The organism is Akkermansiaceae bacterium (genome assembly GCA_019634595.1).
Classification (GTDB): domain Bacteria; phylum Verrucomicrobiota; class Verrucomicrobiia; order Verrucomicrobiales; family Akkermansiaceae; genus Luteolibacter.
Map to the genome: position 1 here is coordinate 168,183 of JAHCBC010000007.1, position 16,116 is coordinate 184,298.

Genomic DNA, 16,116 nt, shown 5'->3' on the forward strand with positions numbered 1-16,116 from the left:
GGTGTTCACCTTTACCTTGGCGATCATAGGCGGATCAGCCTTTTCATTCCTTCATTCTTACCTGGTCCGCCGCTCAGTCTGTTCGGCTGCCAGCTCCCGATGGGAATAGCACCGGATCCAGCCCATCTACAAATGTAGGCAGATTTACCTTGCCTCCATCTACAAATGTAGGTAGCGATGATTTTATGAGTGAACCCATCCTTCCCGCACTCTCCTCCGCCGAGCAGACGCTCATGGACCTGATCTGGTTGAAGCAACCGGTGACCGTGGCGGAACTCCTGCTCCATGTGAATGCCGGGCGGGAGAACCCCATTATGCGGAACACGCTCCAGACCCAGCTTGCCAGACTGGAGCGGAAAGGATGGCTGGCGAGGGAGGGTGAGCTGGGCGCACTGCGCTACCGGTCGAATGTGGCGGAGGAAAAGGGCCGCCGCAGCCTGCTGCTGGAGCTGAAGAAACGTCTCTTCGGCGGCTCGACGGTTTCGATGGTGAGGTGCCTGGTCGAGGAGTCGGGGATCACCGGCAAGGAGATCGAAGAACTGCGGGCGATGCTGAACTCCAAGGGGAAGGGAAAGGGAAAATGAGCGCCCTCTCCTCCATGCCGGCCTATTGGCTCACGCTGGTGTTCCACATGGCTCTGGTCTCCGTGGCCGTCTGCGTGCCGCCGCTGCTGTTCAGGGATCCTTCCCGGAAGGCCTTGGCCGCAGCCTGCGGCGCGGTCGTCCTGGCCGTCCTCCCATGGTTCACAGCGGTGACGGTGGATGCACGTCCATCTGCGGAAGTGCAGCGCACGGTTTCCCATGACCCACCAATGCGGATGCCGATATGGACCGTCCATATCGAGCATCCGGAGCAGGAACGCTCCCTTTCCCCCTCATCTGATGAAACCCCACGATCCTCCGGGTGGACCGGATTGCCCACCGTCCTCGGCAGCTTGTGGCTCGTTGGGGCGGCGGTGGGCATTTCCGGTGTCCTTGTCAGACGCGTGCGGCTGGGGCACTGGATCGATGGACAGCGACCACCCTCCGCGGATGAATGGGAGCGGCTGGAACCCATCACCGGATTGGTCGCCCGGAGGCACCGCATCCGCATCAGCGCGGAAACCACCAGCCCCTGCGTGGCGGGTGCACGACGTCGAACTCCTCGCGGGATGGTCCGGGACGGATGACAAGGACATCGCGGTCCATGTGACGGTGGATTTCGGCGGCGAGATGGATGCCGCCATGGTCTGGGACCGCGCGGACTCCAGTTGCCACCCCATCATGATGGGTGGGCAACGCGACGGCAGGACGCGAATCCTTCTCCTGAAAGTTGACGCGCTGTCCCACTGAAGCAGGCCGCGCGGAAAACCCCACAACCACCGATGCCAATCATGAAAACCCGGGTCATATCCGCCATCGGCGGAGTGCTGGTCATCACCGCGGCGGTGCTGCTGCTGCGGACAAAGGGCACAACTCCCGCCGATGAGCAGGGAAAGGCAGCGACGGACACCTCCGGACGCCACCCCGGCGGAAGCCGTCCCACCGCATCCGCGCCAAAGACACCCGCCTCACCTGTGGATCCCGCGAAGGCACGGCGCGAATACCAGGAGGAACTCCGCCAAAGGCTCACCAGGGATGGTCTCGCCGCGAGCCTGAAGGAGGCGGCGGAGAAGCCGATGTCGGACTACATGCGGCAGGATCTCTTCATCCAGTTCATCACCCAGTCCCTGGAAACGGATGGGCTGGAGAAGACCGTGAACGGAATCCTCGCCGGACTGGAACCCGGGACCCAGCGGGACAGATGCATCATGCTGGCCTTCGGCAACGCGAAGGATGACCTGCCCATCCTCCACCGCAGGCTGATGGCGCTGGAAAGCGAAGAGGAGCGGAAGAGTGCGATGGAAGGCATCCAGTCCGCCATCGCGGACCGCGACGTATCCCTGCGGGATCTGCTCGCCACCTTTCCGGAACCTTTCCCACGGGATATGCTCATCGCCGGGTCCGCCAATGCGACGGGATCTCCGTTCAATCCGACCACCGACCGCAGGAAATTCATCGACCGCAATGTTTCCGACCTCGTGGATGCCATCCGGAAAGGTGATGTGGAAAAGGGGGCCATCGGCAGGTTCGTCAGGGATGCCAGCATGAACGCCCGCGGTGAGGCTCCGTTCCACCTGTGGGAATCGATCAACAGTGTGGAGCGGATGGAGGGACTGAGCATCCACCCCACGACCTACAAGAAGCTCGCCGGCTCCATGATGTCGACGGATCCAGCACGGGCCTTTTCCTCGCTGGCCGCCTCCAAGGTCACCCTCCCCCCGGACGTGATCTCAGAGTCGGCGAAGAACTGGCTCAATCACCAGAACGCAAAACCGGTGGAGTGGCTGCGGACCAAAGGGAATGACCTCGATCCCGCCTTCAAGGACGCCTTCATCACCGGCCTGGTCGACTACAACCTGGAAAGGGGCGGCGTGGCCGAGAGCCGCCAGTGGTCCGACCAGATCCAGGATCCGGAACTGAAGCAGAGGATCCGGCAAAGGATCGATGGGGCGGACAAACGCTGAATCCGGAGACCCCTGCGATCACCTGACCGGCTGGGCTTTTCTCCACTCCTCCGCCGCTCCGGGATCCTTCCCTTTCCACAGGATCTCCAGACGCTCCGCACCTGCCGTCCGCATTTCTGGGTTGTCGATGGTGCCGAGGATCGACGCGGCCTGCGCGAAACGCTGCTGGGCCATCAGGCTGGTTGCGATCACCGATCCCATGGCATCGCGCTGCGGTGACCGGGGTTGTTCCTGCAGCCACTGCATTGAGACCTCCGGCTTGTTCCTCGCCCAGGTGACCAACGTCCTGCCCAAGGGCGGAGGGAGAACAGCGGAATCCGAATAGCGCTCCATCCACCATTCCAAGGCAGGTTCGTTGTATTCCCGCAGGATGGCCGCGCCGACGGCTTCGGCGTCGATGCGGGGCCGCACCTCCGGCGGAAGGTTCATGCTTTCAAGATGGTCTTTCAGATCCTCCAGATGCCCCATCAGGCCCAGCGGATCGTTCTCCGGCCACGACTTCATCAAGCCCCTGTTGAAGGCTGCATGGTCATCCGGACTGCCGGACTCCATGGACAAGGCGGAAAGCCTCCCCCTCATGGCCGGGTCTTCCACATAACCGTGCCCCCAGTGCTCCCATACCGTCTGGACATCCCCGGGACTCATCTTCGCGAAGGTCGCCTTGGCCAGTGGAAAGTCCGCCTCCGCCAGGGCGCTGACCACTTCGACGCGGAACTGCCCTTTCCGCTCCTGGAACTCCGCGATGAGATCCGGTGCGTCCAGCCACTCCAGCGCCTCCGCCGGATGGTCGGCGGCCCATCTCCTGAAGATGCTGGATGCCAGATACACTCCCCTGTCCTTTGACCTCGCGAGGGCGGCGTTCATGGCAGCCGTGGGGTCCAGCGTGGCCCACCACGCCCCCACCCTGAGGTAGAGGTCGTCGATCCCGTTCGTTTCATCGAGCGCGTCGAGTCCCTGGAATATCCGGGAAAGCTGTTCCGCGGAAAGACCGCCCAGGATCCGGTCCACCTCCGCCTGGGCATCGAAGCTCAACCAGAGTTCGTTGCGGGTCCGGTAGATGTCGAGAAGCCGGGCGAGGATCGGGCCGGTGTCGTCCGTCCCTTTCGTCGGGGACACCCTCTTGCTCCGGGTTTCATGGTCCGCCGCAGGCTTCGGTTGCTCCGGATCGGTGGATCTGAAGTACCCCGCCCTGGCCAGATACTTCGCGGATTGGTTGCTGGAGAAACCAATCGCTGCGATGGCCAGCAGCCAGCAGACGGAAACCCGGAGTGACTCACCTCGCCTGCCCATCCGCTCCCCCTTCCCTGATGAATTTCCGCATGTCCGCAGGCACCGACTCCAACCATGCACCGGCGGCTCCGGCATCCTGCTGGTGCCACGTTGCGTAGCGGGCAGGCAGATCCGCCCCGAAGCCCGGCTGCAGGCCCATCTGCCATCCATTCTCCAGCATGGCACCTCCTTGGTTCCTCACACTGGCCGCGATGAAATCCGTCCTGCCACTCCTGATGGCCCAGCCTGCCGCATCCTCCCACCGCCCCATGCCCGCCCAGGTTTCGAACAATGAAATCCGCTTCTCCGCGGAGACGCCGGCTCCCTCAGTCATCGCCCATTCCATCGCCCGCTCCTGGTCGATGCGGACCAACCGGTCGATCAGCCGGTTCTTGTATCCCTTCAGCAGATCCGCAGGCAGCCCTTCCCCGTCCAGCCCGTCCAACAGCTTTTCCACATCCTGCTCCGGCGCCGCCAATACCAACGCATAGGTGGCCTGATACCACTGCATGGGATCGCGGTACTCCGCCAGACGCTTCAAAAACTCCTTCCGTGACTCCGGTGTCGCACCCGACTTGCTCGCCTGCACCACCAATGCGGCCCGCAGCGCCTCCGGCCCGACCGCTTTCGCCTTCTCCAGCCCGCCTTCCGGATCCTGGTAGTGGATCGTCTTGCCCACGATCCGCTGATACGCCGTTTTCAGGTCGCTGGAGCCGTTCAGCTCCACCCACTTCGCCGCGTTTTCCGGATCACCGGAGATCCATGCTCCCATGATGGTGAATGCAAGGTCACGGTGCTTGGAATACGGCGGCTTCATCGACCCACGGGCCGCCGCTTCAGGTGCCAGTTGCGCCCAACGGTGGAAGACCATGAGGGCGAGCGTGCCATTGACCGCCTTTCCGTTGTCCAGCGGCAGTTCATCCAGATACGCGATGAGCTGCTGCTCGCCAAAAGTCCTAATGATCTCCCAGCACTCCCGGCTCTCTCCGGAAGTCAGGTCCATCCGGCCCGCCCGGTGCCTCAGTTCATTCAACCGTGCGAAGGCATCCTTCTGGCTCCGCTCCATCAGCAGGTGGCGGGTGGCCGACCGGAACTTCAAAGGCGGTGCCCCGGCACCGGAGAGCGCCCTCACCTCATTCTGCCACCCCAGCCATCCCGCACCGCCGCCGACCAGAATGGCGAGCAGCAGGTAACGGCGGTGTGGGGTGCTCCAGATGAACATCGATCTTAGGATCAGCCTGCCGTAGCCGGATCACCCATCAAGCGGATTCTCCGTTAATCCATATGATTTCCAGCCCGTTTGACACCGCCATCACCGAACCTGGGACACCCTCAGAATCAATGATCCCCGGAGATAGGTGCGTATCTGTCTCAACCGTCCCTCCCACACCTTCGCAACCACGGTCATTGATTGACATCTTCCGGGAATTGATTTGGCCTTCCAGAGTACGATCCCGTCCCTACCGAATCGTTTCCGATGAAAAAAGGTGTCGCTACTTTCACCATCTATCTGGCAGCCGGAGTTTCCATCGGCTGGCTCTCCATGCGGCATGGTGGGACCAACAAACCTGATCCGTCACCGCAGCCACAGATCCTGTCCCCCGCCCCGCGCGCTGTCCCAGCGATAGACCGCACGCCTCCCTGGACAAAGGAGGACTTCATTTCGGATGTCAGGGCGAAGCTGGTGTCCATCAATACGGGCTCCTACCCGGCACTGGAGAAGGCTTTGAGTGACTGGAGTGATGATGAAATCCGTTCCGCCCTGAATGACGCCCTTCGCGATGAGCGCACCTTGGATCAATCAGGAACGGGAATCGCCCATGTCTTGTTCCATGAATATCTCAAGCGGGATTTCGATGGGGCCCTATCCTGGTATTCAGGCTTGGACAACATCCACCGTGGGGCCTTCGCGCTTGCCATCAGCCATCAATGGCCTGAAGGGCGGGCAGAGGAAGGCATCAAGTTCCTGCTGGATCACCCGGAAAACTTCTATCGTGCCTCCCCGTGGTCCCTGGTGATTAAGGGAATCACCTCCCGCGCTACCACCGGTGCGGACGCCGTGGCGGACTTGCTGGGCAAACTTCAGGAAAAGAACCTCGATCTCAACTTCGGAGATCAGATCTCCTTTCCGGAAGGTTTCGATTTCGGACGATTAGCCTCCTCACCGTCTTTCCAAGGAGAAGGGATCGATACGTTCCGGGAGAACGTGCTGGCGGCATGGTGCCGTGAAGATCGGGAAGCAGCCTTCGACTGGGCGCTTCTCAATGACAAGGGAGGCCGGACACTGGCTTCATTCCTGACGACGGGTGGAAGCCTCGGAGCACCGGACAACCCATGGATCGCCCGCAAAATCGACGGTCTCGATCCTACAGCGAAGACCGCGGTCCTGGAGCGAATGCTTCCCACCTGGTTCACATTCCCCGCGAGTGCGAAGCCCCTGATGGATGCCACCGGGGATCCAGATCTGCGGGAAGAAATACGATCCCGGGCCATGCAGCCCATCTTCGCCGGACGGGTCCAGGAGACACTCGGCCTGATGGAGGACCTCCCTGACGATGCCAGCCGACTCCGGTATCTGGAGAACCTCGCCAAGACGGACTTCACTGTAAGTAGACAGGGAAGCGGCGGTCTGGATGCGGCAGGCGAGACAGTCCTCCGCGCGAAACTCAAGGAATGGAACGCTGGGAAAAAGCAGACGGAGGCTATCGTGGCCAACATCAAATCGACCAAGCCATGAAACCCCTGCTGCACGCGGCCACAGCGATCCTCGCCCTATCCGCAGGGATCTTCTCCGGACGCTTGATTCCGCAGCCTGGATCTGAATCCAGACGTTCTCCCCGCCCAACTCAGCCGTCCCGCTCGATGGCTTCCGAAGGCCCTGCTGCTGCACTTTCTGATACCACCGAAAACAAGAATCTGGGGCAGTTGCGTAACCTGGCCCGCCGACTGGAGGTGGATCCACTGGGCATCGATGAACAGATGCAACGACTGGGTTCCGACGCCCTCAAGGAAATGGCGTCAGCATTGGCGACCGAATCTTCTCCGACCGGCGGGGATGACCCAGCCACATCCGAGATCATGAAGGCTGCGTTCCGTCAGCTCTATCGGCTGGAAGGGCTGGCCGCCGTCGAATGGGTTTCCGGATGGCCGGAACCTGCCCGGCATAGGGGCATGGAAGAAATCTTGGCCATCGCGATACGCGACAACGTCACGGCGGCGAAGCCATGGATTGAACAGCACGAAACGAAGTATGGGCGTTCGTGGACTTCGAACTTCTATTCCCAAGCCATGAAGGGCGGAAAGGAGCGTAGCGCTGAAGACCTCATCAAGGTGTGTGACGCATTCCCGTCTGGATCCCGCCCGATGATCCGCGATCTGCTCGGCAACTTTTCGGATGACTTTGACTTCGCAAAGGTCTTCTCCGCTCTCCGGGGCAAAAGGGATCTTCAGGATCTCATCCACTATTGGGCCGCACGCGATAAGCAGGCGGCATGGTTCTCCCTGAAGGCCGATCTTCTGGAACGCGGACGCCCGGCGAGCTATGGATTCAGTCGGTTCGCGACAGGAGTGATCACGAAGGAAGGAGAGGAGCAGGGACTGAAGACCGTCATTAGCCTCCTCGGAGAACTCCCTGATGAGCAGAGGCACCTCTGTCTGCGGAGCCTGCACGGCGGAATGCTGACAACCGGCGGCATCAGGTCCGTTATTCCGGCACTCTCTGTCGGTGACAGGAAAGCCTTCGCGGAGGATCTGATTTCCTCCCACAATGCGAGCGACGGAGCCTTCATGCTGCTCGATTCATTGCCGCGGGAGGACATGATCGCCGCTCTCGAGAACAGCTTCACGAAGAACCGGGGGATGCTGGATGAGCAGAATCGGGAATTCGGGGCATCCGGCATCGGAAGGGTCTCCGATGAAATCGAACGGAGATATTCCCTCACACCGGATGAAATGATCCGTATCCGGAACGCGAGGGGCTTTTGACCACGGGCATCCCTCCCCTCGACCGCGTCCAGCGCAGCATCCATCATGAATCGCCCGACACCATCCCCACGACTGCTCACGGTGGCGACCCATCTGGGCGCTGTCTTTCTGGGCGGTCTGGCGTTCTGGAGCATCCGTCCGGGGGAAAGCGACCTCTCAACGAATGGAACCGATCATCAGAGATGGAGATCCACCGACCGTGCGGAGCGTTCTGCCACCACCGCCGGAACGCTGTTGCTGCACGAGATGACGAGGAACCTTCCATCCCCGCTGGCAGGCACATCCCCGGTGGACACGAGTCCAACGGGCCCCGACCAGCAGAATGCCGATGCCGACGCCCTGCCGCCCGCTACGGACGTCCGCGCGGCCGCGATCTCCTGCCTCTCCTCCATCAAGGAGGAATACACTCCAGAGGAGTATCGTGAGATGCAGTCCCGTCTTCTTCACTGGATGCGGGCCGACCCGGAAGAGATGATCGGTTACATCTGCTCGCTGGAGAAGCCACAACCCTACGGGAACAGCAGCTACCTCATGGCCCAGATCCTGAATGCCGCCGTGCAGCGGGCTGGCGCGGGTGCGGCCCTCGGGTGGATGCGGAACAACCCCGCCTTTTCGGAGACTTTCGCCGGACAGATGGCGCCTCATTTCGGAGCTGCGGGAGATGTCCGGCAGTTGCAGGCCTTCAGCGAACACTTGGGAACCGCTTGGTATGGCGTCCGTGATGAAGCATTGAAAGCATGGCCCATCGGGAAAGGCGACGAACTCATCGGCTATCTGGAGGAGTCTCCGTATCTCCTCATTCATTTTGCATCCATCAAAGGCGATGGAGGGGCGGAATGGCTGCTGGAGGTCCTCAAGTCCGGCAAGCTGGATGAGGTCACCCGGCAAGCGCTGGGGAAAGACATCCAGTTCCGCAATCTCCTTGTTTTTTCCTCCACCATGCCGGCGGAGCTCCGCGTCCGGGAAATCATGCGGATGGATCCCACGCAGTCCGAGCACGAGATCCGCAGGCAGGTCATCGCGAATGACGTGATGACCGCCCTCAACAGCGGCCCGGACCTCCGGTACGCATTCCGCCACGGCAGGATCACCGCGGAGCAGGTCTATCAGGACATCGCCTCCCGCCTGCCAGGGCTTGCCGGAGCCTCATCCGCCGCACTGAGGAGACAGATCTATCAGGAGCTCGCGGAGGAAAATCCGCAGGCGGCGATGGCACTCATCAAGGATTTCCCGCCGGACGCCCGGCAGGACGCCGTTACCCGTGCGTCGCTCGAGATGTTCGGCGATATGGACCCCCAGCGCCTTTACGATTTCCTGCAAACCATCCCCACCGACGGCAATGATGTCGCGTGGGACACCAGACTCAAAACATGGGAGGAACGAACGTACCGCAACCAGGAGAGACTCGGCAACGACTACATCACATGGGTGAGACAGCTACCCTCCGGGACCGACCGCGAGATGGCTCTGGTCGGACTCATCACGAACGAATACAACCCGCTGCCACCTGCGGAGGCCCAGAACCTGGCCAAGGAGATTCGTGATCCCAGATTGTTGGCGCGGCTCGAAGAGGTGCGGAAGAAACGGGAGGAGGAAGGACAATGAACCCCACCGCCCGAAAAATGGTCACCCACGGCGCCTGCGCCCTCATCGGTGTGGTGCTCATGGCCGTTGCCGGGAATACGGTCACCTCCCGACCATCTCCGGAGGTGACGTCCACTCCGTCAGCCTGTCCAAGTGGCACACGGGATGGACAGGCCGCGGCTTCCCATCCACGGGCCCGCTCCGCGGCACGCGGAAAGACAGGATACACCTCCAGGGACTATCGGGAGGCATGGAACGCGATCTCCGCGGAAAAGGGAATCTCCATCGCGCGCAGGGTCGCCCTTCAGAAAGAGATCCTCCGCCAATGGAGCCGGTCCGACCTCCATGGCGCGATGCAAGCGGCGCTGGCCAGCCCCTGGGACGGCGGCGAAACCGAAGGCGGCATCGACGCGCTCATCCCTGCATTTTCCGCCGCATTCAGGAAAACTCCCGAGGAAGCATGGGACATCATCCAGTCGGGATCCCTAGGTCCCGGAAGTGCTTTTTTCCGGGACCAGTGGGTGGAAAGCGTCACATCCATCCAGCCCCGGCTGATTCTCTCCCGGCTGGCGTTGATCAAGGACTCACAGAGAGAGCGTGTGGTCCAAAATGCCCTCCGATCCGCCGCGGGAGACGACGCCTTGCGCACCGATCTCCTCACCATCCTTTCCACATCCGGCATCAGCACGGAAGCCCGCGACAGGTTGCTCTATCTGGCGATCGGGGCCTCCCCCGCAACAGGCCAACCATCCGTCTATCGCGACCGCCTGCTCTCGGCGCTAAGTGAAGCGGAGTCCGCCCTCGCTCTCGCAGAGCTGACCTCCTCACTCATCGCCGGAGGCGAGAATCTCAGTTCCGGAATCGAAGGACTGCCTTCGGACCTTCAGAAGAAAGTCGTCGGTGCCGTGGCCCGGAGTCCGTTGTTGGACACAGATCCCATGACGGTGATGGAGATGGCCCTGAATGCGGGCCAAGGAAAGCTCGTTCTGGACAGGAGAGCCGCTCACAGCCTTGTGAGGTATGCTGCGGGGGATAAGGGGGAGGAAGTGGCCCAATGGGCCATCCATCTTACGCCAAGTCCTGAGGCTGAGGTGATCGTCGGGAACACCTTGCGCACCTATTTCAGCAGGCACTTCGGAAATGCCAGACAGACCATCGACTCGATGACACCCGACAACCCGTGGCGGGACGACGCGCTGGCCTACTACTCACGCGTGGCCGCCACCCAGCAGAACGACCCTACTGAAGCCGACCGGGCCATCGAATCCATCAGGGACCCGGCAAAGAAGGCGGCGGCGCAGGAGTGGAGAAAACAGAGCAACAATGCACGGAATAGAGGACAGTGATCCAGTCCATCTGGTGTCCCCCCACGCCCTTACTCTTACAATGGTGCTTCGGAGGTGCGACAGAGCAAGGAAAGGAGGGCTTCTCATCAATCTCTCACTTTCCGTTGCTAATGTCGGACCATGAATCCACATTCATCCTTTGCAGGCGATCTTCCACAAACCTTTGGTTTCCCAATCTTGAACGCCGGTCCGGCAATCCGGAAAACACCCCTTCATACTCATTCTCCCAACGCCGGCTCTTATTTTCTGCGTCAACCCCTGAGGACTCCTGTGAAGCAGAGTCCTGTCTCCGAAACGACGCCCCATCTCCCATTGCTCTCAGTGGTGATCCCCGTGTTCAACGAAGAAGACAATGTCCTACCCCTTGCCCGGGAAATCCTCACCGCCCTGGACTACTTCGAAAATCGGATCGAAGTGATTTTCGTGGATGATGCCAGTACCGATGCCACCGCCCATCGTCTACGGATGTGCGGGCTGCCTGGGGTGCGGGTGATCTCACATGGCCTGAATGCAGGACAAAGCGCCGCAGTTGCCACCGGCTTCCGAAATGCCACTGCCGGTTGGGTTGCGACGCTGGATGGCGACGGCCAGAATGATCCGTCGGATCTTGTGGCGATGTATGCCACCGCATTGAGAGAGAAAGTGGATTGCGTGACCGGGGTGAGGCTCAACCGGAAGGACAACATGGGAAGGAGGGTCTCGTCGAAGATCGCAAACAGCTTCCGCAACTTGATCACGGGAGATGAGGTGATCGACAGTGGTTGCGGCATCCGTGTGGTCCGTCGTTCCGCCCTCGCTGAGATTCCGGTGTTCAATGGCATGCACAGGTTTCTGCCCACCCTGCTGCGGGGACAGGGATACTCGGTGGTACAGCAGACGGTGAACCACCGGGAACGGACGCACGGTGTCTCCAAATACGGTGTTGGCAACCGCTTGTGGAGGGGTATCCGCGATTGTTTCGGCATCCGCTGGTATCTTGGACGGGCCGTGCCGTCGAACCGCACCGGAGGGATCGATCATGCTTAAGCCCCCGAATGGAGGACAGGTTTCCGGCAACAAACCTGTGAAACTGGTGGTGATGGTTGCCTCGGTATTGGCGATCATCACGCTTCATGCGATGCGGCCCGCTGGCCTGACGGACTGGAGTGATCCCAAGTCACTGGCTGCTTTCATGGGAACCGGCTCCTCCATGGGTATCGGAGGGTTCGCGCTTTTTTCCACCATTTTGATCTTCGCCGGGGTTCCGAGGCTGCTGTTCTTCGCCGCAGGAGGGTTGCTGATGGGCTTTGGCGCGGGATTTCCACTTGCTCTGACAGCCAGCGTGACCGGTTCTTATGCCAGCTTCCTGTTGCTGCGCTGGGGAGGCCGTGATTGGCTCGCAAAGCGTCGCGACAACGGCAAATTCCTTGGTAAGATCACCGGGAGCGAACCGACTGTAGCATCTGTTTTCTTCATCCGGCAGTTGCCGGTCAGCAATCTCCTCATCAATGCCGGACTGGCGATGGGAAGGGTGAAAACACCGGCATTTCTGATGGGCTCCTTGTTGGGGTTCATTCCACAAGGAGCGGTGGCAACGCTCATTGGCAGCGGCATGGCGGAAGAAAGACTGCCCCAGGGTGCGGCCCAACTGGGGATCGCGGCAGCCATCATGGCGGGCACGTGGTTCTTTTGGTCCGCGCGGGCGGGGAATCACACGGCGATGGAAGAAGGAAAAGCAAGATGAACACGGCAGCCGAATCCAGAACATGGCTATGGTTGCTGCTGGCGTTGGCTTTGGGACTCTTCGCCATCCGGATCACCGGCCCTGATGACCTGGAGGACAATTCGCAGTCCCGCAACGTCGGCTATGCCATTGATCTGGTGGATCACGGGCACTGGCTGGTCCAACGGGACCTCCAGGACCGCATCCAGTCGAAGCCGCCCCTCCACACCTGGATGATCGGCGTGCTGGCCGCTCCGTTCGGTCTGAACCGGCTGACGCTGACGCTGCCCTCCTTCGCGGCGGTTGCGGGGATGATGCTGCTCGTGTTCCACATCGGAAAGATGAGGTTCGGCCTGTTGGCGGGGATCGTCTCCGGGTTCGCGATGATCATGTGCCCCCTGATGTGGCGGCAGATGGGGATGGTGCGTTCCGATGCAGTCTTCGCCCTGGCCATCGCCGGAGGGGCATGGGCGGCGTTCCGGGCATGGGAAACCGGGAAGGGTTGGACGATGTTCTGGTTCTGCGCGGCGGTTTCACTACTGGCAAAGGGTCCGCTCGGCATCCTGCTTTCCTCCGTCGGACTGCTGGCGTGGTTCTGGGAACGACAGACCCATCGCCCGCACCCCGGACTATCAGGAAGCCATCGGAGGGGGCTGCTGATCTTCTTCGCCCTCTGCCTGTCATGGGTGATTCCCGCGCTGTGGCTTCATGGTGGTGATCTGGTGGATCAGATGATCTACCGGGAGCTGCTGGGACATACCGTGGTGCCGAACGACCATCATGGAAACGTGGTAATGCGCGTTCTCACTCCCACGATCAACTTCCTCACGCGCTTCGCTCCATTCAGTCTGTTCTCCGGTGCCGCCATCATCCGCTCGTTCCGCCGACCATCCGAACACTCTGGAGAGCGGAGGCTGGAGCGATTCCTTGTCTGCTGGATCTTGGCTGGCATGATGATTTTCACCCTGTCGGCCCATCACCGGGCGGATCTCCTGTTGCCCCTATGGCCTGCTGGAGCACTCCTCGCCGGATTTGAAGCGTCGCGTCTCGCAGTGAGGGTGGGAGAAAGGAAATTCGCCTGGGCTGCGACTATTGCCGGAAGTCTCTTGTTAGCTGGAGCCTGGTTCAAATACCACCCGCTACCCGGACGGCAACTGAGATCAGCCGCGTATTCCCAGCAAATCAGAGAAGCCGCAGGAGCATTCCGGAATACGGGAATCGATCCTCACCATCTTCACAATCTCAGTCTCCCCGCAACATTCCAGTATTACCTCGGTTCATCAGAAAAAGCCACCACTCCTCAAAGGCTCATCGAGGGACTCAAGCGGGGAGAAAAAGCATGGGTTGGAACCGGATCTCTGCCATTGGACATCACCGCCTTCCATGGAATCGAAGTGAACGAGGCATTCCGCTGGCCACTGGCTCCACACCAAAAGCCCGTGATACAAATTTACGAAGTGCTATGGCCATGAGATGGCCGGCGATGGATGCCCGTCCGCCCATTCCAACTCAAATCACTGATCGCCCCCCTCCCAACTTTCTGATACCAGATTCCACACGTCCATGCGTTGCCTGCTCGTAGAAGATTACACTCCGTTGCGAAAGAACATCAGCGAATGCCTCATCGAGGAGGGATTTGTCGTCGATTCCAGCGCGACGGGGGACGAAGGTCTCTGGTTCGCCAGGAACCACAGTTACGACTGTGTGATCCTGGACATCATGCTGCCAAAGATCGACGGCCTCTCCATCCTCCGCAAACTGCGGGAGCTTCAGAACAAGACACCGGTCCTGGTCATCAGCGCCCGGGATTCCCTCGACCAGCGCGTCGAAGGCCTAAACATGGGGGCGGATGACTACCTTGTGAAGCCATTCGCCCTGGTGGAATTGGTGGCACGGATCCATGCCCTGATCCGCCGGCGCTATGACCGTGAATCCCCTATCCTGAAGATCGGCGACCTGAAGATCGACTGCTCGCTGAAAGAAGTGACACGCGGAGACCGGGCCATCCCCCTCACCCGCCGGGAGTATCACCTGCTGGAGTACCTCGCCTACCGCGCGGGAAAACCGGTGACCAGAACGGAAATCTGGGAACACGTGTACGAAGACCAAACCGGCGGCTCCAGCAATGCAGTGGACGTTTACATCGGCTACCTGAGGAAAAAACTGAACGCAGAAGGAGAACCCGAATTGATTCACACTCGCCGGGGGATGGGCTACATGCTTGAGTATCCCCCTTCATGAAGAACCCCTCCATCCGTGCCCGGCTCATTCTGGGAACCGGAGTGCTGGTAGCACTCACTTTGTGGGGCGCGAATGTAGCGATCTACCGGGCGTTCAAGCGGACGCTCTACAAGGAGGTGGACAGCCAGTTGCTCGTGAGCGCCTCGCTGCTGGCGAAGTCCGCGGAACTGGAAGCCAACAGCCTAGACTACGAATGGAAGGAAGCCATGAAGTCCGCCGGTGCTCCTGAGATTGCCGGAGTGTTCGCCTTTTGGGACATGAAATCCGGCAAAGTCACCAAGTCACCGGAACTCGGCGACCGCGACCTGCCGCTGATCTACGGGGGGCTGAACCAGCCGCGTAAGGAAAGCGTCACGCTTGCCGACGGCCGCAGCGCCAGGGTCGTAGGCATTCTCCACTATCCTTTCACGGATCAGGCAGCCATTGATGAAGCCGCCCGCCAAGGCAGAACCCTGCGTCCCGAAGACTATCCACAGGTGGTTGTCTGTGCGCGGGAAACAGATTCACTGATTGCGCGGCTGGCTGAACTGAAGGGCCACCTGACGCGCGGTGCCCTCGCCACCCTCATCGCCATCTGGGCTTCCATCTTTGCGATCTCCACTTGGAGCCTCCGTCCCATCCGGGAGTTCGGAGCGAAGCTTCTCGCCCGCTCGGAGAGTGACACTCCGGGAGAGTCCGCCATTCCCCGGACATTGCCGTCGGAGCTGGTGGGCCTCGCGCGCATCTTCAACCTCGCCCTGGGGAAGGTCGAGAAGTCCCGGGAACGGGAAAAGGAATTCGCCCTCCACGCCGCCCATGAACTCCGGACTCCGATCTCGGGGGTCTACGTCACCCTGGAGCAGGCAGTCATGCGCGACCGTCCCGCGGCGGACCTCAAGCAACGGATCCAGGAAGCCCTCCACATCCTCGGCGGCGTGCGGGTCACGCTGAACAGCCTTATGCGCCTCGCCCGGCTCCGTGGTGGATTGGAAGGCTCCACGCGGGCCCTGTTCGAGCCAGATGCCATCGTCCGGGAGGTTCTGGATTCCTTTGACAACATGGTGGCGGCACGCGGGATGGATTTGTCTGCGGATCTCCAGACAGATGTCCCCGCCATCAGCAATGACCGGGGGCTGTTCAAAGCCGCCGCGTCCAACCTGATCGGAAATGCGGTCCGTCATGCTCCGGCGGGAGGAAAGATACACGTCCGGCTCGCAACAACCGGAAATGAACTCATCCTCCTCTGCGAAAACACCTTGGCCCGGAATGTCGAACTGTCACAGATCGACAAATGGTTCCAGCCCTTCCACCGTGGCTCGGAGGCCGCGGATGATGAAGGCGGCCACGCCGGCTTGGGCCTGAGCCTCACCCGGGAGGCTGCGAACCTCATGGGTGGCAAGGTGGACGTAGACCTCGGCCAGGATCTGGTAATCCGCTTCAGCCTCACTGTCCCCGTCTGAATCCCA

15 protein-coding genes are annotated in these 16,116 nt (G+C 60.9%); 13 read left to right on the top strand and 2 right to left on the bottom strand.

What is annotated here, in order from left to right; all coding sequences use genetic code 11:
* Positions 1-185: 185 nt before the first annotated feature.
* Genes KF712_21215 through KF712_21230 form a run of 4 tightly spaced genes read left to right on the top strand, consistent with a single transcriptional unit; the run spans position 186 to position 2,545 of the window.
* A complete protein-coding gene (locus KF712_21215) occupies positions 186-584 on the top strand; it encodes a BlaI/MecI/CopY family transcriptional regulator (GenBank protein ID MBX3743520.1) in 399 nt (132 codons plus the stop codon).
* Positions 581-1,168, top strand: a complete 588-nt coding sequence (locus KF712_21220; protein ID MBX3743521.1) for a hypothetical protein — start codon at positions 581-583, stop codon at positions 1,166-1,168. The genes KF712_21215 and KF712_21220 overlap by 4 nt, the downstream gene beginning before the upstream one ends.
* A complete protein-coding gene (locus KF712_21225; GenBank protein MBX3743522.1) occupies positions 1,125-1,331 on the top strand; it encodes a hypothetical protein in 207 nt (68 codons plus the stop codon). The genes KF712_21220 and KF712_21225 overlap by 44 nt, the downstream gene beginning before the upstream one ends.
* Positions 1,332-1,372: 41 nt before the next feature.
* The gene (locus KF712_21230; GenBank protein ID MBX3743523.1) at positions 1,373-2,545 is read left to right on the top strand and encodes a hypothetical protein; all 1,173 of its coding nucleotides are present in this window, start codon (positions 1,373-1,375) and stop codon (positions 2,543-2,545) included.
* An 18-nt stretch (positions 2,546-2,563) separates the two neighbouring features.
* Here the strand turns inward: KF712_21230 and KF712_21235 are convergent, their stop codons facing one another.
* Positions 2,564-3,835 (bottom strand): hypothetical protein, encoded by a 1,272-nt coding sequence (locus tag KF712_21235; GenBank protein ID MBX3743524.1) that lies wholly within the window; start codon positions 3,833-3,835, stop codon positions 2,564-2,566.
* On the bottom strand, positions 3,819-5,036 hold the full coding sequence (locus tag KF712_21240; protein ID MBX3743525.1) for a hypothetical protein: 1,218 nt from the start codon (positions 5,034-5,036) through the stop codon (positions 3,819-3,821). Before KF712_21240 ends, KF712_21235 begins: the two co-directional genes overlap by 17 nt.
* A gap of 255 nt (positions 5,037-5,291) precedes the next feature.
* Between KF712_21240 and KF712_21245 the strand changes: the two genes are divergently transcribed.
* From KF712_21245 to KF712_21285, 9 genes are all read left to right on the top strand, one after another.
* Positions 5,292-6,551: a hypothetical protein gene (locus KF712_21245; protein ID MBX3743526.1), complete on the top strand. Its 1,260-nt coding sequence runs from the start codon at positions 5,292-5,294 to the stop codon at positions 6,549-6,551.
* 125 nt (positions 6,552-6,676) lie between these two features.
* Positions 6,677-7,798, top strand: coding sequence for a hypothetical protein (locus KF712_21250; GenBank protein ID MBX3743527.1), 1,122 nt, complete (start codon positions 6,677-6,679; stop codon positions 7,796-7,798).
* Positions 7,799-7,843: 45 nt separating this feature from the next.
* On the top strand, positions 7,844-9,403 hold the full coding sequence (locus KF712_21255) for a hypothetical protein (protein MBX3743528.1): 1,560 nt from the start codon (positions 7,844-7,846) through the stop codon (positions 9,401-9,403).
* 17 nt (positions 9,404-9,420) lie between these two features.
* A complete protein-coding gene (locus KF712_21260) occupies positions 9,421-10,728 on the top strand; it encodes a hypothetical protein (GenBank protein MBX3743529.1) in 1,308 nt (435 codons plus the stop codon).
* A gap of 120 nt (positions 10,729-10,848) precedes the next feature.
* Positions 10,849-11,754 (top strand): glycosyltransferase family 2 protein, encoded by a 906-nt coding sequence (locus KF712_21265; protein MBX3743530.1) that lies wholly within the window; start codon positions 10,849-10,851, stop codon positions 11,752-11,754.
* A gap of 37 nt (positions 11,755-11,791) precedes the next feature.
* Positions 11,792-12,451, top strand: a complete 660-nt coding sequence (locus KF712_21270; GenBank protein MBX3743531.1) for a VTT domain-containing protein — start codon at positions 11,792-11,794, stop codon at positions 12,449-12,451.
* On the top strand, positions 12,448-13,902 hold the full coding sequence (locus KF712_21275; protein MBX3743532.1) for a glycosyltransferase family 39 protein: 1,455 nt from the start codon (positions 12,448-12,450) through the stop codon (positions 13,900-13,902). Before KF712_21270 ends, KF712_21275 begins: the two co-directional genes overlap by 4 nt.
* A gap of 91 nt (positions 13,903-13,993) precedes the next feature.
* Complete coding sequence (locus KF712_21280; protein MBX3743533.1) at positions 13,994-14,671, top strand: response regulator transcription factor; 678 nt, start codon at positions 13,994-13,996, stop codon at positions 14,669-14,671.
* The gene (locus KF712_21285; GenBank protein ID MBX3743534.1) at positions 14,668-16,110 is read left to right on the top strand and encodes a hypothetical protein; all 1,443 of its coding nucleotides are present in this window, start codon (positions 14,668-14,670) and stop codon (positions 16,108-16,110) included. The genes KF712_21280 and KF712_21285 overlap by 4 nt, the downstream gene beginning before the upstream one ends.
* Positions 16,111-16,116: the final 6 nt, after the last annotated feature.

Excerpts from the sequence above, each read along its gene's own strand:
- KF712_21260 (MBX3743529.1), top strand. The coding sequence starts at position 9,421 with ATGGTCACCCACGGCGCCTGCGCCCTCATCGGTGTGGTGCTCATGGCC.
- KF712_21230 (MBX3743523.1), top strand. The coding sequence starts at position 1,373 with ATGAAAACCCGGGTCATATCCGCCATCGGCGGAGTGCTGGTCATCACC.
- KF712_21220 (MBX3743521.1), top strand. The coding sequence starts at position 581 with ATGAGCGCCCTCTCCTCCATGCCGGCCTATTGGCTCACGCTGGTGTTC.
- KF712_21215 (MBX3743520.1), top strand. The coding sequence starts at position 186 with ATGAGTGAACCCATCCTTCCCGCACTCTCCTCCGCCGAGCAGACGCTC.
- KF712_21235 (MBX3743524.1), bottom strand. The coding sequence starts at position 3,835 with ATGGGCAGGCGAGGTGAGTCACTCCGGGTTTCCGTCTGCTGGCTGCTG.
- KF712_21245 (MBX3743526.1), top strand. The coding sequence starts at position 5,292 with ATGAAAAAAGGTGTCGCTACTTTCACCATCTATCTGGCAGCCGGAGTT.
- KF712_21255 (MBX3743528.1), top strand. The coding sequence starts at position 7,844 with ATGAATCGCCCGACACCATCCCCACGACTGCTCACGGTGGCGACCCAT.
- KF712_21285 (MBX3743534.1), top strand. The coding sequence starts at position 14,668 with ATGAAGAACCCCTCCATCCGTGCCCGGCTCATTCTGGGAACCGGAGTG.
- KF712_21280 (MBX3743533.1), top strand. The coding sequence starts at position 13,994 with ATGCGTTGCCTGCTCGTAGAAGATTACACTCCGTTGCGAAAGAACATC.
- KF712_21275 (MBX3743532.1), top strand. The coding sequence starts at position 12,448 with ATGAACACGGCAGCCGAATCCAGAACATGGCTATGGTTGCTGCTGGCG.
- KF712_21265 (MBX3743530.1), top strand. The coding sequence starts at position 10,849 with ATGAATCCACATTCATCCTTTGCAGGCGATCTTCCACAAACCTTTGGT.
- KF712_21240 (MBX3743525.1), bottom strand. The coding sequence starts at position 5,036 with ATGTTCATCTGGAGCACCCCACACCGCCGTTACCTGCTGCTCGCCATT.
- KF712_21250 (MBX3743527.1), top strand. The coding sequence starts at position 6,677 with ATGGCTTCCGAAGGCCCTGCTGCTGCACTTTCTGATACCACCGAAAAC.